This is a genomic window from Sphingobium indicum BiD32, from assembly GCF_000382885.1.
GTDB classification, from domain to species: Bacteria; Pseudomonadota; Alphaproteobacteria; order Sphingomonadales; family Sphingomonadaceae; genus Sphingobium; species Sphingobium japonicum_C.
The window spans coordinates 1-25602 of sequence record NZ_CAVK010000077.1; the positions used below are offsets into that span (position 1 = coordinate 1).

Annotated in this window: 27 protein-coding genes, 2 pseudogenes and 1 other annotated feature; of the genes and pseudogenes, 19 read left to right on the forward strand and 10 right to left on the reverse strand. The window is 61.0% G+C overall.

All coding sequences use genetic code 11. The features are described 5' to 3' along the window. Positions 1–288: pseudogene (locus EBBID32_RS08340) on the forward strand (hypothetical protein); the annotation flags it as partial. Further along, positions 285–680, forward strand: coding sequence for a MaoC family dehydratase (locus tag EBBID32_RS08345; protein ID WP_006953981.1), 396 nt, complete (start codon positions 285–287; stop codon positions 678–680). The pseudogene EBBID32_RS08340 and the gene EBBID32_RS08345, both read left to right, overlap by 4 nt. A gap of 555 nt (positions 681–1235) precedes the next feature. On the opposite strand, the gene EBBID32_RS08350 is transcribed toward EBBID32_RS08345, so the two are convergent. Genes EBBID32_RS08350 through EBBID32_RS08360 form a run of 3 tightly spaced genes read right to left on the reverse strand, consistent with a single transcriptional unit; the run spans position 1236 to position 4127 of the window. Further along, positions 1236–2897 carry a class I adenylate-forming enzyme family protein gene (locus tag EBBID32_RS08350; protein ID WP_006953983.1) on the reverse strand — a complete coding sequence of 554 codons (1662 nt, stop codon included), beginning with the start codon at positions 2895–2897 and terminating at the stop codon, positions 1236–1238. Between the two features lie 7 nt (positions 2898–2904). Beyond that, positions 2905–3327: a nuclear transport factor 2 family protein gene (locus tag EBBID32_RS08355; RefSeq protein ID WP_051093313.1), complete on the reverse strand. Its 423-nt coding sequence runs from the start codon at positions 3325–3327 to the stop codon at positions 2905–2907. Positions 3328–3371: 44 nt separating this feature from the next. Further along, positions 3372–4127: an SDR family NAD(P)-dependent oxidoreductase gene (locus EBBID32_RS08360; RefSeq protein WP_037489780.1), complete on the reverse strand. Its 756-nt coding sequence runs from the start codon at positions 4125–4127 to the stop codon at positions 3372–3374. A 691-nt stretch (positions 4128–4818) separates the two neighbouring features. Between EBBID32_RS08360 and EBBID32_RS25245 the strand changes: the two genes are divergently transcribed. From EBBID32_RS25245 to EBBID32_RS08370, 3 genes are all read left to right on the forward strand, one after another. After that, positions 4819–5250: a c-type cytochrome gene (locus EBBID32_RS25245; RefSeq protein WP_081628062.1), complete on the forward strand. Its 432-nt coding sequence runs from the start codon at positions 4819–4821 to the stop codon at positions 5248–5250. A 298-nt stretch (positions 5251–5548) separates the two neighbouring features. Next, complete coding sequence (locus tag EBBID32_RS08365; protein ID WP_006953988.1) at positions 5549–6295, forward strand: electron transfer flavoprotein subunit beta/FixA family protein; 747 nt, start codon at positions 5549–5551, stop codon at positions 6293–6295. Further along, entirely contained in the window at positions 6295–7227 is a 933-nt protein-coding gene (locus tag EBBID32_RS08370; protein ID WP_006953990.1) for an electron transfer flavoprotein subunit alpha/FixB family protein, read from the forward strand. The genes EBBID32_RS08365 and EBBID32_RS08370 overlap by 1 nt, the downstream gene beginning before the upstream one ends. 187 nt (positions 7228–7414) lie before the next feature. Here the strand turns inward: EBBID32_RS08370 and EBBID32_RS08375 are convergent. From EBBID32_RS08375 to EBBID32_RS08405, 5 genes and pseudogenes are all read right to left on the reverse strand, one after another. Beyond that, a protein-coding gene (locus EBBID32_RS08375) for an IS3 family transposase (RefSeq protein ID WP_440590959.1) occupies positions 7415–8643 on the reverse strand; the annotation gives its coding sequence in 2 pieces (ribosomal slippage) (positions 7415–8355 and positions 8355–8643; 1230 coding nt in all). Then, positions 8248–8362 (reverse strand) — a sequence feature (AL1L pseudoknot). It overlaps the preceding gene by 115 nt. A 216-nt stretch (positions 8644–8859) precedes the next feature. Further along, positions 8860–9057, reverse strand: a pseudogene (locus tag EBBID32_RS08385) (integrase); the annotation flags it as partial. 36 nt (positions 9058–9093) lie between these two features. After that, a protein-coding gene (locus EBBID32_RS08390; RefSeq protein WP_440590960.1) for an IS3 family transposase occupies positions 9094–10205 on the reverse strand; the annotation gives its coding sequence in 2 pieces (ribosomal slippage) (positions 9094–10010 and positions 10010–10205; 1113 coding nt in all). Next, the gene (locus EBBID32_RS08400) at positions 10109–11263 is read right to left on the reverse strand and encodes a hypothetical protein (protein ID WP_006954001.1); all 1155 of its coding nucleotides are present in this window, start codon (positions 11261–11263) and stop codon (positions 10109–10111) included. The genes EBBID32_RS08390 and EBBID32_RS08400 overlap by 97 nt, the downstream gene beginning before the upstream one ends. Beyond that, positions 11260–11733 (reverse strand): GNAT family N-acetyltransferase, encoded by a 474-nt coding sequence (locus EBBID32_RS08405; protein ID WP_006954003.1) that lies wholly within the window; start codon positions 11731–11733, stop codon positions 11260–11262. Before EBBID32_RS08405 ends, EBBID32_RS08400 begins: the two co-directional genes overlap by 4 nt. Before the next feature lie 36 nt (positions 11734–11769). Between EBBID32_RS08405 and EBBID32_RS08410 the strand changes: the two genes are divergently transcribed. From EBBID32_RS08410 to EBBID32_RS08420, 3 genes are all read left to right on the forward strand, one after another. Further along, positions 11770–12852 carry a hypothetical protein gene (locus EBBID32_RS08410; RefSeq protein WP_231382150.1) on the forward strand — a complete coding sequence of 361 codons (1083 nt, stop codon included), beginning with the start codon at positions 11770–11772 and terminating at the stop codon, positions 12850–12852. 395 nt (positions 12853–13247) lie between these two features. Next, on the forward strand, positions 13248–13934 hold the full coding sequence (locus EBBID32_RS08415) for a ParA family protein (RefSeq protein ID WP_006954007.1): 687 nt from the start codon (positions 13248–13250) through the stop codon (positions 13932–13934). After that, positions 13927–14331, forward strand: coding sequence for a hypothetical protein (locus EBBID32_RS08420; RefSeq protein WP_006954009.1), 405 nt, complete (start codon positions 13927–13929; stop codon positions 14329–14331). The genes EBBID32_RS08415 and EBBID32_RS08420 overlap by 8 nt, the downstream gene beginning before the upstream one ends. A 43-nt stretch (positions 14332–14374) precedes the next feature. On the opposite strand, the gene EBBID32_RS08425 is transcribed toward EBBID32_RS08420, so the two are convergent. Beyond that, complete coding sequence (locus EBBID32_RS08425; RefSeq protein WP_006954011.1) at positions 14375–15493, reverse strand: replication initiation protein; 1119 nt, start codon at positions 15491–15493, stop codon at positions 14375–14377. 1074 nt (positions 15494–16567) lie between these two features. Here EBBID32_RS08425 and EBBID32_RS08430 point away from each other — a divergent pair. After that, entirely contained in the window at positions 16568–16762 is a 195-nt protein-coding gene (locus tag EBBID32_RS08430; RefSeq protein WP_006954013.1) for a hypothetical protein, read from the forward strand. 32 nt (positions 16763–16794) lie between these two features. On the opposite strand, the gene EBBID32_RS08435 is transcribed toward EBBID32_RS08430, so the two are convergent. Then, the gene (locus EBBID32_RS08435; protein ID WP_006954015.1) at positions 16795–17268 is read right to left on the reverse strand and encodes a hypothetical protein; all 474 of its coding nucleotides are present in this window, start codon (positions 17266–17268) and stop codon (positions 16795–16797) included. 190 nt (positions 17269–17458) lie between these two features. Here EBBID32_RS08435 and EBBID32_RS08440 point away from each other — a divergent pair, with 190 nt between their 5' ends. The 10 genes from EBBID32_RS08440 (at position 17459) to EBBID32_RS24510 (ending at position 25466) form a co-directional block, all read left to right on the forward strand. Further along, positions 17459–18742, forward strand: coding sequence for a hypothetical protein (locus EBBID32_RS08440; protein WP_037489789.1), 1284 nt, complete (start codon positions 17459–17461; stop codon positions 18740–18742). A gap of 168 nt (positions 18743–18910) precedes the next feature. Beyond that, complete coding sequence (locus tag EBBID32_RS08445; protein ID WP_006954019.1) at positions 18911–20551, forward strand: PRTRC system ParB family protein; 1641 nt, start codon at positions 18911–18913, stop codon at positions 20549–20551. A 37-nt stretch (positions 20552–20588) separates the two neighbouring features. Then, entirely contained in the window at positions 20589–21017 is a 429-nt protein-coding gene (locus EBBID32_RS08450) for a PRTRC system protein E (RefSeq protein WP_006954021.1), read from the forward strand. Positions 21018–21064: 47 nt separating this feature from the next. Next, on the forward strand, positions 21065–21271 hold the full coding sequence (locus EBBID32_RS08455) for a PRTRC system protein C (RefSeq protein ID WP_006954024.1): 207 nt from the start codon (positions 21065–21067) through the stop codon (positions 21269–21271). Positions 21272–21475: 204 nt separating this feature from the next. Beyond that, positions 21476–22438: a hypothetical protein gene (locus EBBID32_RS08465; RefSeq protein ID WP_231382151.1), complete on the forward strand. Its 963-nt coding sequence runs from the start codon at positions 21476–21478 to the stop codon at positions 22436–22438. 7 nt (positions 22439–22445) lie between these two features. Then, positions 22446–23273: a PRTRC system protein B gene (locus tag EBBID32_RS08470; RefSeq protein ID WP_006954032.1), complete on the forward strand. Its 828-nt coding sequence runs from the start codon at positions 22446–22448 to the stop codon at positions 23271–23273. 2 nt (positions 23274–23275) lie between these two features. After that, on the forward strand, positions 23276–23929 hold the full coding sequence (locus EBBID32_RS08475; RefSeq protein WP_006954034.1) for a PRTRC system protein A: 654 nt from the start codon (positions 23276–23278) through the stop codon (positions 23927–23929). Continuing rightward, on the forward strand, positions 23919–24677 hold the full coding sequence (locus tag EBBID32_RS08480; protein ID WP_006954036.1) for a PRTRC system ThiF family protein: 759 nt from the start codon (positions 23919–23921) through the stop codon (positions 24675–24677). Before EBBID32_RS08475 ends, EBBID32_RS08480 begins: the two co-directional genes overlap by 11 nt. 92 nt (positions 24678–24769) lie before the next feature. Next, positions 24770–25093 carry a type II toxin-antitoxin system prevent-host-death family antitoxin gene (locus tag EBBID32_RS08485; RefSeq protein ID WP_006954038.1) on the forward strand — a complete coding sequence of 108 codons (324 nt, stop codon included), beginning with the start codon at positions 24770–24772 and terminating at the stop codon, positions 25091–25093. Continuing rightward, positions 25077–25466: a hypothetical protein gene (locus EBBID32_RS24510; protein ID WP_037489793.1), complete on the forward strand. Its 390-nt coding sequence runs from the start codon at positions 25077–25079 to the stop codon at positions 25464–25466. The genes EBBID32_RS08485 and EBBID32_RS24510 overlap by 17 nt, the downstream gene beginning before the upstream one ends. Positions 25467–25602 lie beyond the last annotated feature (136 nt).

Here is a 25602-nt window from a genome sequence, read left to right on the forward strand (position 1 = left end):
ACACAGGTAGCCATGGGCAAGACTGTGGCCGAACTCTGCACGGCTTGCGATTTCGATGTGGAAGACGGCCCCATGATGGGTAGTAGCGAGGTGCGCTTCGCTGACACGTTGAAGACTGAGATACCCTATCGTGTATCAGGCGAGATTCTGGGGCTGGAGCGTAAGCGCAGCCGCAAGCTAGGCGTTATGGATGTCCTTACCTATCGCTTGCGCTTGCAACGCGAGGATGGCGTGCCAGTGCTGGAAACCGACAATGTATGGGTATTGCCTCGGAGGGATTTGGCATGACCTACACCGAGGGCCAGACGTTACCCTCCTTCGTGATCGACAAAATCAATCCCGAAGCTATGAAGCAGTGGGCGATCTTCCTGGCTGATCCTAACCCCATCCATCTCGATGTCGCAGCGGTCCGCGCCAAGGGGCTGGGTGACCGCGTCATCAATCAGGGGCCGATCAATGTCGCCTACATGATGAATGCCCTGTTACAGGCTTTCCCCGGTGCGCGCATTGAATCTATGACCTCGCGCTTCCTCGACAATGTCTATGGGGGAGAAAAGATCATCGCCAGCGCCAGGATCGATGCTGTGGGTGAAGGGCGAATCAGCTGCTCCGTCACACTCGAGAGTGTGGATCGGGGTGCGGTTTGCTCGGCCAACGCGGTGATCCTTCCCAAGGAATAGCTTGGAGGACGTGCATCCGGGCAAACTACGGCTCACTCCAGCCAATCATACTTCCGCTTCCCGGAACTAGGCTCAGCCAACGGGGGCCGCGGCCTATCCAGCGCAGAACGGAAAACTGGATGGCTGGCTGGCAATCAGCGTGCTGCTTGGGCCACCGGTATTAGACCGGTGACGGCCACCATCGTCGCATCAGTCGACACCGTCGGACTTCCGATCGCCGTCATTCTGTCGCCCACATAATAAAAAGGAAGGCGGACACTGCGCCGGCCGCCAGGTCAGCATGGCATTGCCGAGATAGGCAGGCTTTGGGGCGAGGTGAGCCATCGAACGCATTGCCCTACGCATCGATCGTGCTGCGGATGTCGGCAAAGCACCGACCGTTAGCGCTCCCAACAGCAACCAATCTTCGACAACTGGCGGCGGCGAAGCGCCCCTCCCCTGCAGTTACGACAGACGGACGAAGGGGCACCCGAACGCTATTACCAAGCAAAATCCACTTCGATTTACCCTGGATCGATGTCACCGCCATAATGCCACAGGCACGATATCCTCCTTCTACCTTATTGACTGTGGCTTAACATCGATCTTCGCCTCCGGCTTGAAGTCTCTAGGCAATCTGAATTTTTGAATCTTCGTCGCGCTCATTGGCCATTCTTCAACAAAGCGCACATATCTCGGGACTTTATAGCTCGCTATCTTGCCCAAACAATGTTCAATCACCTCTTCGGCGCTCATCGTCTCGCCGAATCTGAGCTCAATATAAGCTGCCACGACCTCAACCAGCCTGTCATCGGGAGCCGCCACCACCTGCGCCATCTTGATCTTAGGATGCCGCGTCAGAAAGCTCTCAACCTCTGCGGCAGCGACATTCTCCCCGCCGATCTTGAGCATGTCCTTGATACGATCCGCATAAGCAAGCTGGCCATCCTGATCAATCCAGCCGACATCACCTGTACGAAGCCATCCATCGGGAAGCAGCACTTTCGCTGACTGCTCAACATCCTTAAAATAGCCAGAGAAGATCGGCCCCTTGATGAGAATCTCCCCGCGTGTACCGATAGGCACGTCTTTCAGCGTATCAGAATCAGCAATTCGGACAGCGAAGCCGGGCAAAGGTCTGCCCACTCGCTCGACGCGTTGGTCGAGGGTGTCGTCCGGGCTCGACATCGTGCAAATACCACCACACTCGGTCAAACCATAACAGGCGATCTGGCGAGCACCAGGGATTGCAGCCGCGAATTTTCGCAACAGATCGGGGGCTCCGATGGTCAGTTGCAAACGCAAGCTCGAAAGGTCGCGTGTGCAAAAATCGGGATGGTCGATCAACGAGGCGGTCAGCGCAGGAAAGGCTGGATAGCAGACAGTTGCCTTGACGCGTTCCATCTCCGCAAGGGCGCCCCCAGCTTCAAAATGGGTCTGGCACACGAAAGTTGCACCAATTTGCCGGCACGCGTTGAGCGGCAGGTGCGAAGAAAGGTGATACAAGGGCAGCGGGTTCCAGAAGACGTCGTCAGCATTGAGCTGCAAGCGTTCGGCGATTCCCCCCGAAACCTGGCACAGCGAACGATGCGTGATCATGCAAGCCTTGGGCAGCGCAGTCGTGCCCGAGGAAAAGATAACGAAGGCCGTATCTTCAGGGCAGACGGCCCCGATAATCCGGCCCAGTTCTTCATTTTGGACGTCCGCTCCAGCCGCAGCAAAATCGGTCTCGTTTGGCCAAGCGCTATCCTCGGGCGCCCCAAACAGAAACACCTGGCCTAACTGGGGTGCCGAAGCCGCCGTCAAGAGCTTGGTCTTTTCCCAAGTAGCCAGTTCCGGAAAGCATTCGGACAGGATCCCCTGCAAATCCACATGCCGGCGGGCTGCGTCTGTTGTGAAGAGTACCTTGATGTTGGCATGATCCACAACATATCGCAGTTCGTCGCCACGATAGCGGGCGTTGAGCACAACAGCGCAAGCCCCAATGAGGTTGAGAGCCCCACACAAAATCACATAGTCCCAGCAGTTGGGCATCAGAATGCCGACGTGATCGCCACGTCGGATACCGATGCCCGTCAGACTACGCGCGCAGTCAACCGTTTGACGTGCAAACTCCGCGTAATCCGCCTGCTGTTCCCCTAATATGAGTGCGGCGTTGCCAGGCCATCGTCGCGCAGAATCGACGATCGAATAGCCAATCGTTCCCCGCGAGGGCACAAGGCCCGCCACGATTTCCATTCCGAAATTACTCCTTGGCCGCAAAAATGGTGTCGCGAACGCCAATCTTCCAAGCGCCGTCTTCGACCACGAACCGATCGACATATTTGGCGATCGCGTAAGGTGCTTCGAGTTTAGGCTGCCCCGCGTGGTTCTGCCGATAGCTACGATAGACAGTGACATAGGACACTGCCTCGGCCGATTCCGGACCCGTCACGGTCACCAACAGATTGCTTGCCGCGTGGACCAGGGGATCGGTAGTCAGTACATCGAAGAATGCCTTGATCGCCGCGCGCCCCTTGATCTCCCCGGTATCCGGCCGGCTGAGAACACCGTTTTCCGCAAACAGCGTGACCAGTCGCTCGAACTGGCGCGTGTCCACATATTCGCAATATTCCAACATCAATCTCTTGCAATCATGCTCCGCAATAAGTGTCGCCAAGTCAGTCATAACCGTCTCCTTTCCACAATATCAGCTCTGCCTCGTCGCGTTAGTCACAACGACAGCCCGCCATCGGCGATCAAGGTCTGCCCGGTGATGAACCCTGCCTCCGACGAGCAGAGGAACGCTACCGCTCCTGCGATGTCTTCGCCATCACCGAACCGCTGTAATGGAGTGTTGCGTCGACTATTCTCCCAAATCTCGGACGAATAAATCGTCTCCATCAACTGCCCACCGATGCCTACCCGCATAATCCCAGGAGCAACGGTATTGACTCGCACACCATAGCGTCCCTCTTCTTTGGCCACGGCCCGGCACAGCGCTTCCGTCCCAGCCTTCGGCACGCTGGAAAGTGCATCGCCGATGACAAACCTGTGCGGCGCCACTGAGCCCACATTGACAATGCTTCCGCCTGTTTCGCGCAGAATTGGCAAGGCGTAACGCACCAAGGCAATGAACCCCATTAATTCGGTTTGCACCGCCTCGTGCCACTCCTCCGCCTGCAGCCTAGATACATAGACTTGCGGGATATGCATCCCGGAGGAAAAAATGATCGTACGAAGCGCCCCACTGCGCTTGTGAGCAGCTTGAAGAACTTCCTCGAGACGATTCTCGTCCCCGATATCGAGCTGGTGCGAGGCAATAGAACACTTGTCGCTCAATTCCTCAGAAAGACCCGCGGCAGCGGTAGCATTCCTCCGGAACGTCAAGTCCAGATAGGCCCAGTCCTGCGCAAGGCGCCGAACGATCGCACTACCAAGGCCGCCCGATCCACCAATAACGATCGCGCCGCCCTTTTCGCTTTTCATATATTCTTCCCCGAAATGGACTTCCGCTTTGCATTGCCGTCGAACCTTCACCGTGCAGTCGCTTCACGACACCTATCCAAAGGCCAGTGCTTCACTCAGCACCTTCCGCAGGTTGATCTAGGCAGATTGGAGCCTCCAGAACTTCTGACACTCATCAGCGGAATCGACTCGGAGGCAGCAGCACAAGCACGCCTAACGAGGCTCGATCTCGTCTGACGCTAAATCGGCCACCAGACTCGACAGATCGTCACCATCTTGAGCGTAGTAAAACGCCTTTAGGATTCGCATCCGCCAATCGGAAAACCCCAAAGATCAGCGCGCGATAGGAACCCTGGGGTTGCCGACGGCGCATGTGGACGAAATAGGTGGACCGCAGCCACGTCCACATTCCAGGATGCTATGAAATCAATCTAGGCAACCAACCGCCATTAGATAGGCGCGCCGACCATTCAGGAAGTGGATGGCTTAGAAATCCAGCAGATCGACTCAAAGGGAAGTGTGAAATTCGATGGCACCAGCCGGAAGTCCAGCCCACTTCAGGATATACCGGCACGTCGCCCGCTGGACGTTCGTCCGCGCTCAAATCCTGAGACATGGACAGTGAGACATCCAGGCCAACACACCTTCTTTAGTTAATCGTGAGTTAACTCCCGATCGCAACTATCGACCTACCTTCCCCTAGGAGCGATGTATGAAGTTTCCAATCTCTAATTCCGCACTGATCTTCGGATTATTGGCCTTGGCGACATCCGTTACTGTGAGCGGACAAACCAACACTTCTAACGCTCCGCGAAGGAGCAACCCGCCCTCCCCTCTGGAACGGCAAGGTGAAAGGTTGTTCGCGCAGCAATGTGCAGTCTGCCACAACGTAGCCAGGGGCACTCCAAACAAATCAGGTCCCACGCTTAGCGGCATGTTTGGAACTAAGGTTGGCAGTCGGCCAGGGTTCAACTACTCCCCCGCTCTCAAAGGGGCAAATTATCGGTGGACCGATGCCAAACTGGATGCGTTTCTTTCCAGTCCTCAAAAGGCGGTTCCCGGCAATCGCATGCCCTTCGCAGGCATCAAGTCTGCAGAGTCGCGCCATGCACTTGTCACTTACCTTAAAGCAGTAACCCGGTAGGATTTTTTCCATAGTTCGACGCACTTTCAGCCGCACTGAAAGGACGCCGATATGCCCGTCCTATGCGGGGACACCCTTGTTGATCTTCTCAATGCCGCACCGCAAATCCGGCACTTGCTCAAACGCAACTCGCAGACTCATCAATCGCAGCCGACTGGCCGTTGGATAGGTTTCAATGGCCACCCCAGACCCAAAGCAGGCCCGGCTATCCACAACAATGCTCTCACGTAGAGCAATGGCAAAGTTGGTGCATCTTAGTTTCCGCAAAGCCATCCGAACCTAGGAAGTCGAACAGAAGATGAAGATCATCGTCCCTGTAAAGCGGGTGATCGATTACAACGTGAAGCCGCGGGTAAAAGCTGACGGCACGGGAGTCGATCTCGCTAACGTCAAGATGAGCATGAATCCCTTTGATGAAATCGCCGTTGAAGAAGCAATCCGCCTGAAGGAAAAGGGTGTCGCGAACGAGATTGTCGTGGTTTCCGTGGGCCCCGCGAAGGCACAGGAAACGCTGCGCACCGCGCTCGCCATGGGCGCCGACCGCGCTATCTTGGTGCAGACCGACGATGAGGTCGAGCCGCTGGCCGTCGCAAAGATCCTCAAGGCGATCGACGACGAGGAACAGTCGGGCCTGGTGATCTTAGGCAAACAGGCGATCGACGACGACAGCAACCAGACCGGCCAGATGCTCGCCGCGCTGCTTGGTCGTCCGCAAGGCACCTTCGCCTCGGAAGTCACGATCGATGGCAATTCGGTCATGGTGAAACGTGAAGTCGATGGAGGCCTGGAAACGGTCAAGCTGACGCTGCCCGCGATCATCACCACCGACCTGCGTCTCAACGAACCGCGCTATGCCTCGCTGCCTAACATCATGAAGGCAAAGTCGAAACCCCTCGCGAACAAGACCCCCGCCGACTATGGCGTCGAGACAGCGCCGCGCCTCAAAACCCTGCAGGTGTCTGAACCGCCAGTGCGCAGCGCCGGCATCAAAGTCGCTGACGTCGATGCGCTGGTCGCCAAGCTCAAGGAACTGGGAGTAGCCTGATGTCCAAGACGCTCGTCTGGGTCGAACACGACAACGCTTCCATCAAGGACGCCACCCTCTCCGCGGTCAGCGCCGCGTCACAACTCGGCGAAGTCCACCTGCTCGTCGCGGGTTCGGACTGCGCCGCGGTAGCCGATGCTGCCGCAGGAATAGCAGGCGTGGGCAAGGTCCACCTCGCGGACGACGCGGCCTATGCCAACGCATTGGTCGAGAACGTAGCGCCGCTGATCGTCAGCCTGATGGACAGTCATGACGCCTTCGTAGCCCCCGCCACGAGCAACGGCAAGAACATCGCGCCACGTGTCGCTGCGCTGCTCGACGTCGCGCAAGTGTCGGAAATCCTGTCGGTCGAGGGACCCAAGACCTTCACTCGCCCGACCTACGCCGGCAATGCCATCGCCGTGGTCGAATCGAGCGACGCCAAGCTGGTCGTCACGGTGCGCGGCACGGCCTTTGCCAAGGCGGAGGCGACTGGCGGTTCCGCAAGCATCGAAGCCATAACAAGCACCGGCGATGCTGGTCTCTCCAGCTTTGTCAGCGCGGAAATCGCCAAGAGCGAGCGTCCCGAGCTCACCGCCGCGAAGATCATCGTCTCTGGCGGCCGAGCCCTCAGAGACGGTGACACCTTTGAAGCCATGATCTTCCCCCTCGCCGACAAGCTTGGCGCCGCCGTAGGTGCCAGCCGCGCCGCCGTCGACGCGGGCTACGTGCCCAACGACTACCAGGTCGGCCAGACCGGCAAGATCGTCGCACCGGAAGTGTATGTCGCCATCGGTATTTCGGGAGCGATTCAGCACCTGGCCGGCATGAAGGACTCCAAGACCATCGTAGCCATAAACAAGGACGAGGATGCCCCGATCTTCCAGATCGCCGATATCGGCCTCATCGCCGACCTATTCAACGCCGTGCCGGAACTCACCGGAAAGCTTTAAACCGCGAATGAGAGCTGGGATAGCTCACGTGGCACACTTGGCCGTAATTAGCGTCCCGCCGCTGAAAGAGCGCATTGGCGGCGGGTTGGCGCGGATCCGTACAGGACGATCCCCACAACGAGATGCGCCATGGTCACATTAGCGTAGCTGAAGCGTCCCGGGTTTTCCGGAGGCGGTTTCATTTGAGTCATGCGACCATATCGAGGTTCTCTTTGGCTGCATAGTAATTGGCTTCGGCCTCGGCGGGCGGGATATGCCCGATGGGGCCGAACAGGCGCTGGTTGTTGAACCAATCGACCCAGCGCAGGGTTGCCATTTCGACAGCCGATACGCTCGGCCAGGATCGCTGCCGCCAGATGACTTCTGCTTTGTAGAGACCGTTGATCGTCTCGGCCAAGGCATTGTCATAGCTGTCGCCGACGCTGCCGACTGACGGGACGAGGTTGGCCTCTGCCAGGCGCTGGGTGTAGTTCATGGCGAGGTATTGGGTTCCCCTGTCACTGTGATGGATCAGCCCGTCCTCGGCACTTGGTCTGCGGGCATGGATCGCCTGCTCCAGGGCATCCAGCACGAAGCCCGCCGTCGCCGAGGTGCTGACCTTCCAGCCCACGATCCGCCGAGCGTAGGCATCGATCACAAACGCAACGTAGACGAACCCCGCCCAGGTATGGACGTAGGTAAAATCGACCACCCACAGCGCATTGGGCCGGCTGACGCGGAACTCGCGGTTGACCTTGTCGAGCGGGCACGGTGCCTTGGGGTTGCTGACGGTGGTGACTGTCGTCTTGCCCCGCCGCACGCCTGCAAGGCCCATGGCGCGCATCAGCCGCTCCACGGTGCACTTGGCGACTGCCACGCCTTCGCGGCGCAACTGGTGCCAGACCTTGCGCGTGCCGTAGAGGCCAAAGCTGGCATCGTGGACACGCTTGATGGCCTCGCGCAGCGCGTCGTCGCGGCGGGCACGGGCCGGTTGCCTGCCGGGATCGGCAAGCCGGGCAGCATGCTCGTGATAGGAGGACGGGGCGATCGCCAGTTCCCGGCAGATCGGCTCGATACCCAACTCCTCGCGGTGCGCGTCGATGAACGACATCACCATTTGCCGTGGCGGTCGAGCTCCGCCTGAGCAAAATATGCCGAGGCCTTGCGCAGGATCTCGTTGGCCCGGCGCAGCTCCTTCACCTCGCGTTCCAGCGCCTTGACCCGATCCCGGTCGCTGGCGGCCTGCGCCGCTGGACCCGCTCGTCGGCTCGCCTCCTCGCGACACCAGCGGCGCAACGTCTCGGTCGTGCAGCCGACCTTCCCGGCAATCGAACTCATCGCCGCCCACTCCGACGGGTAATCCCCCCGGTGCTCCTCCACCATCCGCACCGCACGGTCGCGAAACTCAGGTGAAAACTTGTTCCTTGTAGCGCTCATCGTGGCTCCTTCTCACAAATAGGAGCCTCCGGAAAACCCGGGACGCTTCAAGCCGATCATCGAGCAGTTCGTTGTGAGAGTGCTTTTGCAGCTGTGCCGCATGTAGGCCGGCAGCCGCTGGATTGCGGAAACGTATCTTCGGATTTGCGACCTTCACCTCGACCGGCGGGGCCATCCGGCGGGGGCCGCCTTGCCTGAGTAGTTAAGCGCGACGGCTCACACCGGGCTGTCCGCAACCCGCGTCGCCATCCGCGCGCCCGCCCCACTCTTGGTCGCAAGCCGAGCGCCGTAACGCATGACCGTGCGCGGATCGCGCCAGCGATAGGCCTGCATGATCGCGGGAAGCCCCTCTCCGGCCGCAAAATTGTCCTGCGCGACCCCGACCCGGATCGAATGCGAGGAGACCGCCTTCACCCTGACCGGCCCCCACTGAGTGGTCCGCGTTGATTGTTAGTGCAAGATTGCCTCCGCCGCCATGGCTGGGCGCAGGTGGAGCGAAGCGGAACCGGAGGGCAGCCATGGCGGTGTCGCCGCTTCCGGAGCCGGAGGCCGATAGCCAAGCGAGCTGTGCGGCCTGACGGTGTTGTAATGCCGCCGCCAGGCTTCGATCAGGATCTGAGCCTCGGACAGGGTGTAGAAGATCTCCCCGTTCAAGAGTTCATCGCGCATGGAGCCGTTGAAGGACTCGCAGTAGCCATTCTCCCATGGGCTGCCGGGCGTGATGTAGAGCGTCTTCACGCCGATCTTCGCCAGCCATTGCTGCACGGCATTGGCGATAAATTCGGGACCGTTATCTGACCGTATGTGCGCCGGCGGGCCCCGGGTGACGAACAGCTCTGCCAATGTTGCCAGCACCTCTTCGCTGCGAAGCCGCCGCGCCACCGGCAAGGCCAGGCATTCCCTGCTGGCCTCGTCGATGATCGACAGGATGCGGAACTTGCGACCGTCGTGTGTCCGACCTTCAACAAAGTCATAGGACCACACGTGCCCCGGATACTCGGGTCGAAGGCGGATACATGATCCGTCATTGAGCCAGAGCCGGGAGCGCTTGGGCTGCTTGTGCGGCACCTTGAGTCCTTCACGCCGCCAGATGCGTTCCACCCGTTTGCGGTTCACATGCCATCCCGCATCACGCAGCAAGGCTGTCACCCGGCGATAACCATAGCGACCATACTGTCTGGCCAAGGCGATGATGTCCTCGGTCAGCGCGGCTTCGTCATCCGCCCCACGCGGCGTCTTGCGCTGTGTCGATCGATGTTGCCCGAGCACGCGGCAGACCCGCCTCTCGGACACCGGCATCATGGTCCTGATATGATCGATACAGCGCCGTCGACGCGCGGGGCTCAGAAGTTTCCCCTGGAAGCTTCCTGCAAGATCAGCTTGTCCAGCGTCAGGTCCGATACCGCCCGCCGTAACCGGGCGTTCTCCTTCTCCAGTTCCTTCATTCGCCGCGCCTGATCCATCTTCAGGCCGCCATATTCCTTGCGCCAACGATAGTAGCTCTGCTCGGTGACGCCGATCCGACGACACGCATCCGCAACCGTCCCGCCCTGCGCCAGCACGATCTCCGCTTCACGCAGCTTGCCGATAATCTCCTCCGGCTTGTGCTTCCTTGCCATTCCATTCCTCCTTCGTGGCCAACTCTAAAATAGAAATTGGGCCACTCTGAAGGGGGCAGATCAACCCAGCGTTCCAGCTCGGCCTCGCTCATCTCGCCGAGCAGCTTCTTGGCATGCGCCGCGCGGATCAACCGCCTGTAGATGAGGGTGATGCTGTTGGGATGGAGCGCCCTGCCCCCGATCGCCGCCACCGACCCGTCAAAATGAGTCTCGACCCGCCGAAACAAAGGCCCCTTGCGGATTTCGGCCTTGTCGCGCCAGCGGACGATCGCCGCCATCGTCGCCGGCGAGAGATAGGCGTAGGCCCCCTCCCCTGCCTGGTCGGTCTTGGACGAGGGAATGAACAGCGTCCCCGCCCCTTCGGCGTCGCGCTCGATATGCCGCACCTCGATCGCCACCAGTTCAGAGCGGCGACACCCGCTGTCATAGGCGAGGCGCAGCAAGGCCGCGTCGCGCAGGCCAAGCTCATCGCGCCGGCAGGCCTTGAGCAAATGCGCCAAGCACACCCCCGCCGCCGGACTGTCGAAGTCCGATATGTCACCCTTGAACCGGATCGCGCGCGCCTGACGCTGGCGGACTCCGAGCGCCTTGCGCGCCGCCTTCTTCTCGAGCTTGACCAGCGGCGCATCGGTGGGATCGGTCAGCCCCGCCATCCGGTACGCCCAACCGACATGGACCAGATAGCGCTCGATCGTCGCCATCGCCCGCTGCGTCTCGTCCGACGTATCGATGCCGGCCAGCACGCGGATCCATGCCGCCACCAGGTCAGGCGTCGCCGCGGCCGCCGCGACCCGGCGCTTGCGGCACCACCGCCCCCACAAGGTCAGGTCGGAGCGGAAAGCCCGGCGGGTATTGGCCGACCATCCGCGCAGCGCCGCATCGAGCAGGCTTTCATCGATCGCGGTGCCGGCCCCCACCAGTGCCCGGACATCGCTCACGATATCCGCGGTCTCGTTCGCCAGCGCCGGCAACGTGCGCTGCGATGCCGGCGGCGCGGTCACGCGACAAGGCTCCGCACCATACGGACCGCGATCATGCCATCGCCATGGTCGACCTCGCGCTCGCACACATAACCGTGGCGCTCATAGAGCGCGAGGTTCGCGGCCATCAGCCGGTTGGTGTAGAGCCGCGTCCCATGCAGGCCGCCGGAACGCGCGAGATCCTCGGCATGGCGCATAAGGCGCTGGCCCAGCCCTTCGCGCTGCCGATCGGGATCGACCGAGACATTGACGATCAGCAGTTCCTTGCCCTCGGCAACGGTTTCGATGAGCGCGAGCAGTTCGCCCTTGTGGACCAGCAGATCGAAGCGGTGGGCGGCGAAGGCGCGGTCATAATCGGCGTTCATCGGCTTGGGCGGGCGCGGCGTCACCGCCAGCCAGCGGGCGTAAGCGCGCTGCACGAGCGCACGGATCTCGGGGACATCCTCTTTGACGGCGCGGCGGAGCGTGGTTCTGGCATGGCTGGCAAGCAATAACCTGGCTGTCCTCTATTGTATAGAGTGTTGATAATGATCTATTATCAACACTACGCATACAAGCATACTTTACCCAGCGATCGTTTCAGTTTACTATTTGTTATGGAAAGCCGCCCTGCTCCGGCCCGCTACGGCCCCGATTATACGCCTAAAATGGTCGCGGCCATAGCATCGTGTTCGACGGCGATCGGGCGACTCGACGCCCGGTTTACCGTCAGTCCCGTCGCCAAGCCGTGGGCGATGCGGGCGGCCTGGACCGGCTACGCGAAGGCGCTGCAACTGCAATCGGCCGAGGTCGAGGAAATCGACGTATTTTCGTGGGGCTGCGGACTCAAAATGCCCGGGCGCCCTCCCCTCCCCAGCCATCTGGACCTGTTCGATCGCTTCGCCGAATGGCGCGCTGCTCTCGACGATCCGGACCTGCTCGCCTGGCGCGACGCGCTCCCCACGGCGATCGGCGAGCCCGCTGTGGCACGCGATCACCCGCCCCTCATCCAAAGCCTCGATACCGTGCGGCAGCTCGCCCGGATCGAGCACAGCATCATGGCCTGGCTTGGCCTGCCCTTCGCACTGCGCGACCGAGGCCTCTCTGCTACCCCCCTCCCCTGCCTCGCCGGCGGTGCCAAGGCGTTCCGGATGAAGCGGAAGCCGGATGCCGATGATTGGCTGGCGGTGCTGCGCGCGCTCGAAAGCGCGGCCCGGATCGGCCTTGAAAGGCTGCACGGCCTTGAGCGTCATTATCGCGATGCCCAGCGGGCGATTACGGCCGAGTATCGACCTGGCGCACTCCCTGCGTTACTGGCGCTTATCCAGTATCGGCCGCTCCTCTCCCCGCAATCAGTTGCAGAGCTGCTCTCCATGAGCATCGCCGGAGCGAGCAAACTGATCGAGCGCGCTTCTATGGCAGGCCTTCTCGTAGAGATCACCCAGCGGCGGAGCTGGCGTCAATATCTGACTCCCGACCTCGCTGCGGATTTTGGCTATCTACCGGCGAAGCGGGGGCGGCCTGTCAAAGAGCGCCCTTCCCTTCCCCTCGATCGCGATCTTGCTTCTGTCTTCGATGCGTTCGACAGGGAAATGGCAGCAATAGACAATCTCCTCACCGGGGCGCGCTAGCCCAATTTGTTTTACCGAGCACTTCGGCATTCGGAGAAACTAACAGTTTATCAACTATTTAGGTTTGTGCCGCGTTATGTGCTGCATATACCACAGCATATTGTAGGGCGCGATGTAACGCGCTGTGTGCTGCGCCGTTGCCTGCGTATGCGCGCTCACCCGCGCTTGCATATGCGCGTCCCGCCGTGCTGACGCCCGCGCTGCTGCCATGTGACGGTGATGTATATGTACACGCGCGGAAGCACGCGCACTCGTATGTGGACGCGCGGCATACTTGCGCCGCGCATATACCCGCGCTATCATAGTCGCATACGGATGGTGCCGCGCATTCTTATGCGCGGTCGGCTACTGCCGCGCGGGCGAACGCGCGGACTTGTATTGGAGGAGTTTAACGAATGCCGGTCATCACCATCGCACAGAGCAAAGGAGGTGCGGGCAAAACCACACTCGCTCTCGCGCTCGCATCCGAATTTGAGGCGCTTGGCGGCTCCGTATTCATGCTCGATGCCGACCGTCAGAATAGCCTGTTAAACTGGCACCGCGATCGCCGCGAAGAGGGGAGGGGAGGGGACTCCCTCATAACCGTCGAGGATGCCTCCCAGATCCGTGACGGCGAGATCGGCGCCGCAATCAAAAGAGCAAGGGAAAACGCGCAACTGGTGATCGTGGATTCTGAAGGCACGTCCAACTTCAAGACCGCATATGCCGCGATGGACTCTGACTTTGTGGTGATACCGACCCGCTCCTCGCGCCTCGACCTCGAAAGGACCGTCGAAACTAGCGAAATGCTGCAGAAGATGGGTGGCGGAGTGCCATACCGTGTGCTCATTACCCAAACCGGGCAGGTCGCCCGCTCGCGAGCCGAGTGGGAAATCGATGCCCAAATCAGCAGTGCATTGCCGATATTCAAGGAACAAATGCACACGCTCGATGCGTTCCGCGCCATGTCGAATTTCCGCATGACCCTCGCGGAAGTGGAGCAAGCCGGTCTCGCCAAAACCGAAAAAGCCCGGCGAATAGCCCAGAGCATCCTCGCCGACGTCCTCGGCGAAATTCAGAACAAGGAGGCATCCAATGGCTGAACCCAAACCCGCAGCCCCGGCCATGGGTGACATCATCGGCAAAACCCGGCAACGGCTCGAAACGCACGACGATCCAACCGAACGCCTGAAGAGCCTGATCGCGTCCACACCGCCAGCGGGCGCAGCAGTCGATCAAACGCCGATCCGGGAACCAGTCCGACCAACTCCCCCCGCAAATTACTTCCCGCAAGTACAGGCAGACACCGCCGCAATTCCCAAGCGCAAACCAATGCGCGGTCCGGCGCGGACCAAGCACATCACCATGCGTCTCTCGCAACCTGAACGGGACAGGCTCGTCATCTGGTGCGAAGCCAGAAATCTCAGCCTCCCCGATGGGATCATCGCCTTGCTCGATCTCGCCGAAGGGGAGGGCGCTCCTGGACCGGGGCGGGTCTGAGGCTCGGCGTCCGTTTATATGAGTGATCGGGGGCAGGGGTCCCCTATGCACGCCCACGTTGCTGCACGAAGGATTTACAAAACCCCTCCCACGACTTGTAAAGTGCTTCCCCAACCAGGTTATCCAGTCGAGAACCCATCGTCTTGCGATACCCGCTCGCAATGAGATCCTTGTCCCAACCGCCGCCATAATCCGCAACGATCGTCAACAAACGCGTGTCGGGGCAGAAGTGCAGAGAATCGCGGGGAAACGGCTTACGCTCGATAATCTTCGGCCGATCCGCGATCGCCATCGTCTCCACCGTGCCCTCACGCCGCGCGCGCCGACCAACCCTGGGACGATCCAACTCGCGCGCGGTTTCCTCCTGATCCTCAAGATCCTTGGGGTGAAACATCAGTTTCACGGCCTCGACCGGCCGACCGCGGCCCGATCCCCGGATTTCCTCCCATTCAACCGTGAAATCCGCCAGCTGATCGATCTCCGCCTTCGACTTCGCCAGCACATCGCGCCGGAACTCGGCAAAGTTCTTGAAGCTGCCGTCAGGAACTCCAAGCTTCCGCCGCAGTTCATCGACCTTCATTTTGTACACCCGGTTCTGCCGATTGATGATCAGACACCCCAGATCGTAAAGAGAGAGAGCATAGCGAGACTGCAGCGCAAGCATCACACCAAGATTGACGCGCGCATAATAGTCCGAACGCTGCAACACGCGCTTGAAATTATCCGAGAACTGAAATTCGACGACGCTCATCCCGTCTTCGGAAATTTCCTCGACACAGCTCGCTAGCAACGACTGCGACATCACCGCAGGTTTACCCTTCGACGTCGTCGTCCGGATACGAACAATGACCCGAAGCAATTCATCCATCACGGTCTGAATACGCTCATTACCCTTGTGGGAGCCTCGAAGCTCCTTCTTCGTAATAACGAACGTCTTGTCTTCATAGGCTTCCGGACCAGCCTTGCGCAGCATCAACGCGAAAGCTTTGCGCGCAGCAGCGCCAAGCGAGCCGGTCTCGAACTCGGACTCGACCAATTCGCCGGGTTTGCTTACAAAATCGAGATCACGGCGGCGAATCACATCCGCAACGCGCAGCGTCCGGCTCAGACTCTCCAGCCCTGATGTTACCTCGATTTCCGATATGTCCGAATCGAGCTTCATATGAGTTGCATACCATCAACGTGTCATAAAGAGAACCCGCCCCCCATTTACTCACATAGACGAACCCCCGTCGACTCATGAAAAGAGGGCAGGGCGCTCTGTCGCCAGCCCCCTGGTCCTCACATAAACGCGCCGCGAAACCCACAGAAATACACGGGTTTAGGAGGACCCCCGATTCCTCACATAAACACGATCGGTTGGCCCAAGATCAGCTGCCGCAAGACCAGCCAGTGCGCCCCCCAGCGACTCACAATAACGCCGCGCCAAGCTGCTGATCCGAATCGGTTTTCCGGGGCGCCCCCGTCCACTCATATAAACGCCGATCGAAAGGACTGATCGCTTACCACTGCAAGCCCAGACGCCCCCGATCGCTCATATAAAGAACCGCACGACCGGCGTCAGCCAATCCCGACCGCCACCATCGTCCTCAAAATCGACCCCAAATCCAGCGCAGTCGGCGAACGAAACGATTCATTGGGCTGAATCAAACCCTTCCAGAGGCCACTTCATATCGAATCCCGGCCACCCCCAATCGCTCACATAAACCCCCGGACGCTCATCCAGTTGCCCCCTTGCGCTCGCATTAATGCCCCCCTGCGCTCACGCTAAAGCCCCCCCCAGCTCATATAGAGGCATATCAACGCATTGAGTTTCAATGACTAAATGGTCCCGAATCTTAGAATCATGAATCTATAGAAGCTCCCGCGCTCCGCTTGGGCGTTTTTTATAAGATGATTCTTTAAGGGGGATGCAACCGCGAGGTTGGCTCCCGACACCACCGGCCTGCCCAATCGGACGCCGTAACCCACAGCGCATCAAGCAACGGCGCTAGCACTCTGATTACGCTAGAGGCAGCAAACTGTCGACCATCGCAGCGTACATCGCCTCCACCTCGGTTTGCGACGCAACGCGGCTATCAGGGCTATCAACTGGCGCTGTCCGCCCCGGCATTCCTCTCATGACGCGCTTCGAGCGACTTCAAGGTCCGAATAAGGGGAGGGGGGAGGGCGGCTCACTGCCCAATGCAGGGTTTGCAATTGTCCCTTACCCTCATTCTGATGAAAGGCCCCTGCTATGCCGACTACTGCGGGATCGACCGCCGAGCGCAAACTCAACAGCTTCCAGCGCGCCTGGGAATATGCCTGCCGTAGGAGCGAGCGAGCCGGCTATCCCCAGACCATCGTACGAACCGGGCTTGTCGAACAGCCCTTCCTGGTCACCACAACGCCAGATGAAGACGCTGAGGTCGCTGCGCAGGTTATGCCGTGACGGAATACCCCGCCCGGCAACCTGCCATTCTCTTAACCGGCTGGCACCCGGAATGTCCGCCACGACTGACCAAGCGGAAACGACGGCGCGAATGTGCCGACCGGACCGTCCGGTTCCGGCGATATATAGGGCGAGATCGGATCGTTCACGGCATGGTGACGGGCTACGCTGCCCCGTGCCTTCAGGATCGCGGCAAGCCATTCGAGATCGTCGAGCATATGGGACGCACCGCGTCCAGCGAGCGCGTAGTAGATCGAGCGCTGATAATCATCGCCGCGCTCTCCCAGAATCCGGCCCAGCTTTCGCCGACCGTCTGGATGGCGGGTGCCGACAAGATGCACAGCCTCGAGCAGCTCCACCACCGAATAATAAGCGTCGTTCGCTTCGACACCGATCGACAGCGCCGCGATTGCCCGGCGTTCCGGACGCTGCACATGATCCAGCGACGCATCGACAAGCGTGATGTCGATATCGATCCGGCCAGGCAGTTTCTTCGGGCTGCTCATGTGACATCTCCTAGACAAGCAATAATCGGAACATAGCACGAACAAGGCCAATCGACCAGAGCAACTTCCTCCAGACTGTTTATCAGGCGAAACGCCATGTGCTATGCTCCCCACCGAACGCCAGTGGACAGGAGAATGCGCATGCTGAGAGCATCAGCGGCATGCCCCCGATGTCGCCCTGGATCGTTCCATGTGGCTGGTTGATCGCGGGGGCAGGGGCCACCAACGAATCCCGATCGATCCGCTCGTTCGCGACGCGCTCGTGCGATGGTACATCGGGAAGGGAAACCACCACGACGAGGAAGCCGGCGTCGTCTTGGTGGAACAGGCCAGGCTCGGCGACATGTGGATCGCTTGTGACTGCCTGGGCGCCCAAGTCGCTCCACCGTTGATGACGCCGGCCTATCTCAGCGAAGCAGAAACCTTCTACCTCAGACGCTTGACGGGTCGAGGACGACCCGAGCATCGCCTCGATTGTCCATTCTTCCATGCCCAGGCCGCGCCCGGACACATGGCGGCGGCCGATCCGGTTCGACCAGTCGACCGCCCCGAGGGCTATTTTTCGGTACTTAAGAGCGCTCCGGTTCGCCTTGCTCGCGCGCCCGAAGACAGCGCAGGCGGTCGTGTGCGCCAACCGCATATCCCGCGGCTTGCCCGATTGATGTGGCGGCTGATCGATCTCGCCGGTCGCAACCAGGCCATGCTGTCGCCCAGTGGCGAACGCGGCATCGCCAGCGAATTCGCAGCAATCCAGCAAGCCGCCGGTCATATCGAAGTTGCGCCAGGCGTCGAGCTGGCGAGAGTGTTATGGACGCACGGTTCAGCCTTCCGGCATCGGCGCGTCTATGCCGGTATTCGCGCGCTTGCTTCCCGCTGGCCCCGCGGACACGCCCCGCAAGGATTTCTCCTGCTGTTTGCTAACGGCATTGAGGGCAATGTTATCCATGCCGCCGGCTGCGATCCCATCGAAGTCGCGACCCGCATCCAGCACCCATCGATTCATGGCACGCCCGTCGCCGGCCCCTATCTGGCGCTGATCGTCATCGGCGAGCTGCCGCAGGTGAAGGGCTATGCGCCGCTGCGGGCCTATGCTCAGCCCATCTATTCGGGACAGCGCTTCATACCTGTCGATTCCGATTTCGAACGCACCGTGTTGCGCGATCTCCTGCGCATCCAGCACCGGCTCGATGGACATCATTACGATAGCGCGATCACAAAGCCCCTGTTCGATATCCAGACACCCGCCGGGAACTGCCGGCCCGACTTCATCATCGAGACATGCTCGCGCGAGACCGGCGAGAACCGCATCGCCATAGTCGAGGCGATGGGTTTCGACACCGACGCCTATCATGACGCCAAGGCGATCACCCATCCGCGCATGGAAAAGATCGCTCCGGTCATCGACATCAATGATACCGACCTACGCGACGGCGCATTGCAAGCGCGTCTGCTGGACCTGATCACCAGCGCCTGAAGCCGCGGATGCGGGCTCCCTTTTTGCCAAACGCAGGAAATCGACCAACCCGCTCTGAGGCCCGATGGGCCACGAGAGGCAAGGGGGAGGGGAGCGGATTGGACTCGCCGGATTGAAGCCGCACGGCCGCGAAGGACGGGTCCGCGACATTCCGCAAGGAGACGTGCCTTGGACGCACCAGAACCCGTTCCCGAAATCACCCTGCCGCTTTCCAAAATCATCAAAGGAGATAATCCGCGCCGCTATTTCGACCGCGCGAAGCATGAAGAACTCGTAGCGTCCATCCGTCGGCGCGGCGTCTTGCAACCGATCCTGCTCAGACCAAAGGACGGATTCTTTGCAATCGTCGCGGGCGAACGTCGTTATCGCGCTTCGCTCGAGGTCTATGGCCCGGAAGGCGAAATCCCGGTCGTCATTCGCGAGATGACCGATCAGGAAGCCCTCGAAGCCGCAATCGCAGAGAATCACGATCGCGACAACGCATCGGAGACCGAACAGGCCGATGCAGCAGTGCGGGTGCTCGCGGCATGCCAGGGTGACCGCGCGGAAGCCGCAAAGCGTCTCGGATGGTCCCGCACCATGTTCGATCGCCGGCTCGCCCTCGCTGAACTATCCGAACCGGTCAAAACGGCACTGGACGAACGCCGTATCAAAGTCGGTCATGCCGAACTGCTCGCCGCGGTGCCGAAAGACAAGCAGGACAAGGCTCTCGAAACCATTCTCACCGCGCAGCTCGACGTCGCCAAGACACAGGAGCTTCTCAAGCGGGTGACACAGGACCTTGCGTCTGCCTGTTTCGACAAGAGCGAATGTACCAGGTGCCCCTATAATTCCGCCACCCAGCGCGCGCTCTTTGAGACCCATGTCGAAGACGGATACTGCACCAACGCCGGATGCTTCCAGATCAAGACCGAAGCTGCCGAGGTCATCCGTTTCGAAAAGGAGGCCCAGGCCGAAGCCGCGGCAAGAGCCGCTCTCGCGACGTCTGCAGACGATGAGGGGGCAGACACCGCCGATACGGAACTCGATACCGCGCCGCCCGCAGCCTCGCAGGATGGGGAAGGGGGGGGCGAGCCACCTTCGGTCCAATCCGAAGCAAATCCATCGTCGGCGCCAGCTCCGGTCAGCCCGGCAAAAGCTTCGCAAAGCGCCCCGAAACCCGGTGTGACGGCCAAGTCGCTCGCCGCGCGCACGAAGGAGCTTCGCGAAGCGACCTGGCGGACCGCGCTTGCCCGTGCGCTCGCAGGCAACGTAGATCACGCCCGGACGACCATCCTCGTTGCCGCGATGTCCGGCTCGCTGTCCCAGATCAAGGCCGAGACGCTGACGTCGCGCGCCAGTCTGCTTGTCGGCGATAATTTCCGGGATCTCGATTATGCGAACAGGATCGCCGAAATCCAGGTGCTGCCCGATGCGCGCTCGGCGAACATACTGTCCGTCATTGGCGCGGCTTACGCCAAGGACGTCCTCAACTTCAGCCACGTCGCGGATCTCGCGCGGGTATTCGGGGTCGATCTGCGCGACAGCTGGCAGGTCGATCAGGCGTTCCTCGAGCGATACACCAAGGACGAACTCAGCTTCATCGCTCAGGAATGCGGCCTCGTTGCCCATATCGGCGCCAAGTCCTTCGCGCGCCTCCTCGCCTCCAAGAAGACAGAACTCATCACCGGCATGCTCAACCGTATCGGGTTCGACTGGGCCGGACGACTGCCCGGCGCAATGACCCTCGACAGCACATACGGCCCGCCGCCGGACCCGACACCAGTTCCCGATGAAGCCCCCGCGCGCGTCGCGGAACTCGTTGCCTGATTTCCCACCCGTTCCCCACACGAAAGGACTGAACACCATGCTTGTCACAAGCCTGCTGCCGCTGCTCGCCCGCTATTCGCTTGCTTTCGACCTTGTCGCCGGACCTGACGACACGGTCACGCTGACGATCATCCCGCGCAAAGCCGAGGGCGCTACCGCTACGCTCGACACAAGCGAGACACGCCCGATCGCCATCACCGCAAGCGCCGCCGAGATCGATGCCGAACTCGCCAGGGGAGCCGAAGGCGCGCTCGGTCAACTCATCGCCGCACGCAAGACGCTCGCCGACCAACTGGCCGGACAGCGCGAGGTCGCCGAAGCCGCCAAGACGGCCGCGATCGAGGCTGCCAAAGCGAAGTCGGCCTCAGCGCCCAAGCCCTCGGCATCAACAACCGCGGCAAAGACCCCGGCTCCGACCACACCCCCCGCGGACGCCAAAGCGGACGAGCCCGCCAGCCTCTTCTGACCCCGGTCATTCTCCCATCTCAACGATCAGCCAACAGGAGACCTTCAATGCAGATCAACCAGCTCGAACGCACCTACCGCTACGATGGCATCGACTTGCCGGTCCCGCCCCATCTCGCGGGCGATCCTCGTGCGCTCCGCGCCTACCATGCGACCCTCTACCCGGCGATCCTCAATGCCGAGATGGCCGACGCCGGCGTGATCGGCGGCGCGCACGTGACCGAATACCGCCGCGCGGTCGGCACCAAAGGCTGACCATGGGCCGCCGCAAGTCCGCGCCCATACCGCCCGCACCCCGAAAAACCCTGCTCGAATGGATCGAATGCGATGATGACGACACTCCCGCAACCCAGCTCCCCACCTGCAGCCTCAAGGCCCAGGCGCTCCATGCCCGGATCTGCACAAATCCAACCCTGGCGGGGCCTGGTATCTCCGAACCGATCCACGCGCCGAGAGGCCTTGCACTCCCGCCGCTCGGCTGAACTTGCCGGGCGGTCACCTGCGGTTTCGAGGGACATTCCGGTCCTGTTCGATTGTCCGCTGGCCCCCCACCACAAGCTGATCGGTCAATGGGTCGCGGCGCGCACTCCGGGCTCACAAAGCCTCACCCGCCCAGAAGCGCGGCGCCATATCGAACGGGTCTTCAGCGAGGCGGTTCACGATGTTCTCGGCGCAATCGACATGGTGGACCTGCGCACGGTCGTTCTCCACGGGCACGATCACGGACCGCCGGCAATCGCAATCATCTGCGATAGTCTCGGCCAGCTCGACCTTGGCTGGATCGAAACCGGGGATGCACCGATCCGCTGGCGCGCCGCGATCTACAAAGCACTGGGAGAGACATTGCGCCGCGCCCTGCCGATCTTCGGATACGACGACCTCTTCGAAGAAGTGTCGATGTACTACTGGGAAGGCGAGACCGACGACGAATCCGCCCGGCAGTCCATGATCGACATGTACGGTCCAGACGAGATCGAAAATAGCGAAATGACCCTGCCGTCGACCATGAACGCACGGCGTCCCGAATGGATGATCTCAGCCAATGCCGCGCGTCCCTCGCGGCTCCCGGCCCGATTGCGCCAACTGCTGAGCGAACTGCACGATGCCCACGACGCACTCGCACAGAGCCCGCGGGAATTGAATGCCTGGGACTACGATATCGAGACGGTCTTCGAATATGTTCCCGGCATCGAGGAATGCGCGACCCTGCCGCCGCTGACCCTCGTTCCCTTCGACCAGTTCGCGCGTGAACTCGACGATGTCGGCCGCCACGGCATGGAAATGGGCTTCATGGACTTTTGCGGCCTGTGCCCGCTGCCCGACGCCGACCGCATCGACGACTGGTTTGCCACATTGCGCGCCGGCGCCCGCTTCCTCGCCTGCGCCCAGGCCCTGCTCCAGTTCGACCCGGCAAGAAAGTGAGCCCGTCATGCCCGATTATTCGACCCATTTCGAAGCCGTCGACGGCAGTCTCGTCCTCGCGAACGCGATCCTGCTCTACCGCAGCGATGCGCGCGGCATGTCCCGTTCCTCCGGCCATGACAGCTTTGCCTTTGCCAGCATGCACGCGGTCAAGCTCGACGATGAGGAGCGCCCGACCATCGAAGCAGGCACGCCGCTGACCCGCGCGCATCTGCGCCAGTGGTCCGAAGCGCTCGGCCGCACGACTACCCCCCAGCTCCTGCCCGATAACATGCTGGTCGCACACTCCGATCTTCTCGTCTGGTGGATACCCGAGCAGGTGCGACCCGCCTATTTCGCCCTGTCATCCCCTCCGCCGGATCTGCGAGTGCTCGGCGAACGTACTATCGTGCCCGTCCCCTATCCGGCGCACCTGTTCGTCGCGACGCGATCCGGTCTCGGCATCTTCGCGCTACCGGCAAACCGACGGCCAACGGCAGACACCAGGTTGCTCCACTCGCCGATCCTCAACGTTTTTGTCGGAGGAAGCTTGTGCTGGGGCAGCATAGCACGGCCAACCAACCTGACCGTGGACACCGTCCCGCAATTTGAAAGCGCGGTGTTCGACAGTTGGTCGACCCACCCTAATCCCGGCCAGGAGTTGACGATCAAGGGGAAGGGCGGGCTCATTGCCCTCTGGGATGACCTTGCCGCTCGCCGCGCACGCCGGTTCCCGGTGAGTCGGCTTAAACCCTATATTGCCGGCACCAGCGCGAATGGCCGTCAGCAACAGCGCACCGCCACCGGCGAGGCAATGACCCTTGAGCGGCTGATCGCCGGTATTACCCGGAGATAGAGATGATCGCAGAAGATCCAACCGCCGCGGCGGTGCTCGCCGCCGTGCCCTGCTACCCCGTCCCGCCCTTCGGTCGCTCGCCTGCGATCGAGGCCCTGCGCGCCGCGCGCGCCGGTCATGGCTTCGCCATCGGATGCGACAATGTCATGCTCATCCTGCGCCGCCCCTGGCTCGCGCTCGATGTGCCGATCACCGCGTCGATCGCCGCCTATCTGCCCTATGGCGCTGCAGGACCGCCGAGGGCCGACCTACTCTGCGGGCTCATCCCTCATGAACATCGCGCAGCGATGCTCGATCACTTCCGTGCGGCCTTACCCAACGAGGCCGCTGCGTTCATCGTCTGGGACGAAGCAACCCGGGAGTTCTCACTGATCTTTCCGACAATCGACGAAGCGACGCCGTCACGCCTCATCTACCGAACCCCGGTTCTCCCGCCGGGTTGCCACATGATCTGCGACGTACACAGCCACGCGCGCGCCCGCGCGTTCTTCAGCGCCACCGACGATGCCGACGACGCCGATGCCACCAAGCTCGCGCTCGTCTTTGGCAGGATCGACGATCCGACCGGACCGGAAATGGTCTCACGTCTCTGCGCCGGCGGAATGTTTCTCCCCCTGCCACGCAGTCCGTTCACAGGAGATCACTATGCAAACTGACCTGCCGCGTCGGCACTACATGCCCGCCGCCTTCAACCATCAGCCCATCAAGATCCTGCTTGTCGGTTGCGGCGGGTCAGGCTCGCAGATGCTGATGGGGCTGGCAGGGCTCGATATAGCCTTGCGCGCCATCTGCTCGCGTTCGCTCGACGTTACGACCGTTGACGATGACATTGTCAGCGAAGCCAATCTCGGTCGCCAGCCTTTCTATCGGTGTGACATCGGAAACTCGAAGGCGCACACGCTTACCGAGCGAATCAATCTGGCACATGGGCTGGACTGGAAGGCCGTCCATGGTCGTGCGCCTGGCGCCATCAGGCCGGAAGCCGCCGATCTCCTCATCACCTGTGTCGACACAGCATCCGCTCGACGCGCGATCGGTGCCGCGATCGAGGATGAGCGCAACAGACCCACCTACTGGATGGATCTCGGCAACCGCGCGAATGACGGGCAATTTATCATCGGCTGCCCAGCGTCGGAGAGGGGCGACGATGGCTCGCGCCTGCCGACTGTTCTCGAGGCTTTTCCGGAACTCAGGGACGAAAGCCTGCCCGACGACGATGCCCCATCCTGCTCGGTCGCCGAAGCGCTCGAACGGCAGTCGCTTTTCGTAAACCGCGTCGTTGCAAGCCACGCGCTCGCGCTTCTGTTCGACCTCCTCGGCCGCGGGTCCATTGGTCACGCTGGCGGGTTCATCAATCTCAGCACCGGGCAGTCCGTACAGATCCCATTACCAAATCCGCGATGACACGACCTGCCGGTTCGAATCCGATCAGCCAAAACTTGCAAAAATTGCCATATTTGCTATTTTGGGGGCATCATCTGGTTGAAGGGAGTCCCATGGCCGATCCCGCTATCGCTACACCGCCGAAAAAAAAGGTTCCGCTGACCACCTTCCATAACCACACGGGACAGTATCTTGATCTCGGGCGCCGGACACCTGTCACCATCACCAAGCATGGAAGGCCCGACATCACGTTGGCCGAAGCTTCCTACTTCGAGCGGCTAGAGCGAATTGCAGCGGGGCAAATTCTCTCGGTTCTGGATCTGGTTGCCGTCGACGCCGCCGATATGACCAGTGAGCACGCCGCCATCTTCGAAGCGGCCCGTCCGACGAGTGAGGAAATCACGTCAGATCGTTGGAACGATGACCCCGCTGCCTAAGGTCGGTGACATACTCCACTACGTCTACCTGTTCACCCACGAACAGCAAGCTGGTCGCGATGAAGGCGTCAAAACACGCCCTGTCATGGTTATCGCCACCCAGGGGCAGCGGGTATTTACAGTCGCGATCACCACGAAGGCCGACAGGCAAGCCTCAACCCTGGCAATACCTGATCAGGTAGCGGACGCTGCGGGGATCGCCCGCGGCACATCAGTTGTCGTCGACCAGTATAATCACTTCACCTGGATAGGCTACGATATCCGGCCTGTGTCACCGGAACCCTCCTATGTTGCCGGCCGCATGCCTCCAGGCTTCACCAATGCGGTTATTTCCACTCTGAAAGCCAACGCGACTGGGATCGATAGAGACTGAGTCCGTACATCGTTGACGCGTAGGCATCTGCACCCGCGGTGATCGACACATCCACATCAGCCGACTCGAACCGTCCTCAGGCCCAGCGGGCCGCGAGAGGGAAGGGGGAGGGGCAATGGTGATCCAAGGGAGATCA

What these genes read in the sequence shown, in the direction of transcription:
- EBBID32_RS08370 (WP_006953990.1), top strand. Translation starts at nt 6,295, where the DNA reads ATGTCCAAGACGCTCGTCTGGGTCGAACACGACAACGCTTCCATCAAG.
- EBBID32_RS08485 (WP_006954038.1), top strand. Translation starts at nt 24,770, where the DNA reads ATGGCCGATCCCGCTATCGCTACACCGCCGAAAAAAAAGGTTCCGCTG.
- EBBID32_RS08425 (WP_006954011.1), bottom strand. Translation starts at nt 15,493, where the DNA reads ATGAAGCTCGATTCGGACATATCGGAAATCGAGGTAACATCAGGGCTG.
- EBBID32_RS08420 (WP_006954009.1), top strand. Translation starts at nt 13,927, where the DNA reads ATGGCTGAACCCAAACCCGCAGCCCCGGCCATGGGTGACATCATCGGC.
- EBBID32_RS08430 (WP_006954013.1), top strand. Translation starts at nt 16,568, where the DNA reads ATGCCGACTACTGCGGGATCGACCGCCGAGCGCAAACTCAACAGCTTC.
- EBBID32_RS08410 (WP_231382150.1), top strand. Translation starts at nt 11,770, where the DNA reads ATGATCTATTATCAACACTACGCATACAAGCATACTTTACCCAGCGAT.
- EBBID32_RS08480 (WP_006954036.1), top strand. Translation starts at nt 23,919, where the DNA reads ATGCAAACTGACCTGCCGCGTCGGCACTACATGCCCGCCGCCTTCAAC.
- EBBID32_RS24510 (WP_037489793.1), top strand. Translation starts at nt 25,077, where the DNA reads ATGACCCCGCTGCCTAAGGTCGGTGACATACTCCACTACGTCTACCTG.
- EBBID32_RS08455 (WP_006954024.1), top strand. Translation starts at nt 21,065, where the DNA reads ATGCAGATCAACCAGCTCGAACGCACCTACCGCTACGATGGCATCGAC.
- EBBID32_RS08415 (WP_006954007.1), top strand. Translation starts at nt 13,248, where the DNA reads ATGCCGGTCATCACCATCGCACAGAGCAAAGGAGGTGCGGGCAAAACC.
- EBBID32_RS08360 (WP_037489780.1), bottom strand. Translation starts at nt 4,127, where the DNA reads ATGAAAAGCGAAAAGGGCGGCGCGATCGTTATTGGTGGATCGGGCGGC.
- EBBID32_RS08435 (WP_006954015.1), bottom strand. Translation starts at nt 17,268, where the DNA reads ATGAGCAGCCCGAAGAAACTGCCTGGCCGGATCGATATCGACATCACG.
- EBBID32_RS08470 (WP_006954032.1), top strand. Translation starts at nt 22,446, where the DNA reads ATGCCCGATTATTCGACCCATTTCGAAGCCGTCGACGGCAGTCTCGTC.
- EBBID32_RS08475 (WP_006954034.1), top strand. Translation starts at nt 23,276, where the DNA reads ATGATCGCAGAAGATCCAACCGCCGCGGCGGTGCTCGCCGCCGTGCCC.
- EBBID32_RS08345 (WP_006953981.1), top strand. Translation starts at nt 285, where the DNA reads ATGACCTACACCGAGGGCCAGACGTTACCCTCCTTCGTGATCGACAAA.
- EBBID32_RS25245 (WP_081628062.1), top strand. Translation starts at nt 4,819, where the DNA reads ATGAAGTTTCCAATCTCTAATTCCGCACTGATCTTCGGATTATTGGCC.
- EBBID32_RS08355 (WP_051093313.1), bottom strand. Translation starts at nt 3,327, where the DNA reads ATGACTGACTTGGCGACACTTATTGCGGAGCATGATTGCAAGAGATTG.
- EBBID32_RS08440 (WP_037489789.1), top strand. Translation starts at nt 17,459, where the DNA reads ATGTGGCTGGTTGATCGCGGGGGCAGGGGCCACCAACGAATCCCGATC.
- EBBID32_RS08365 (WP_006953988.1), top strand. Translation starts at nt 5,549, where the DNA reads ATGAAGATCATCGTCCCTGTAAAGCGGGTGATCGATTACAACGTGAAG.
- EBBID32_RS08450 (WP_006954021.1), top strand. Translation starts at nt 20,589, where the DNA reads ATGCTTGTCACAAGCCTGCTGCCGCTGCTCGCCCGCTATTCGCTTGCT.
- EBBID32_RS08350 (WP_006953983.1), bottom strand. Translation starts at nt 2,897, where the DNA reads ATGGAAATCGTGGCGGGCCTTGTGCCCTCGCGGGGAACGATTGGCTAT.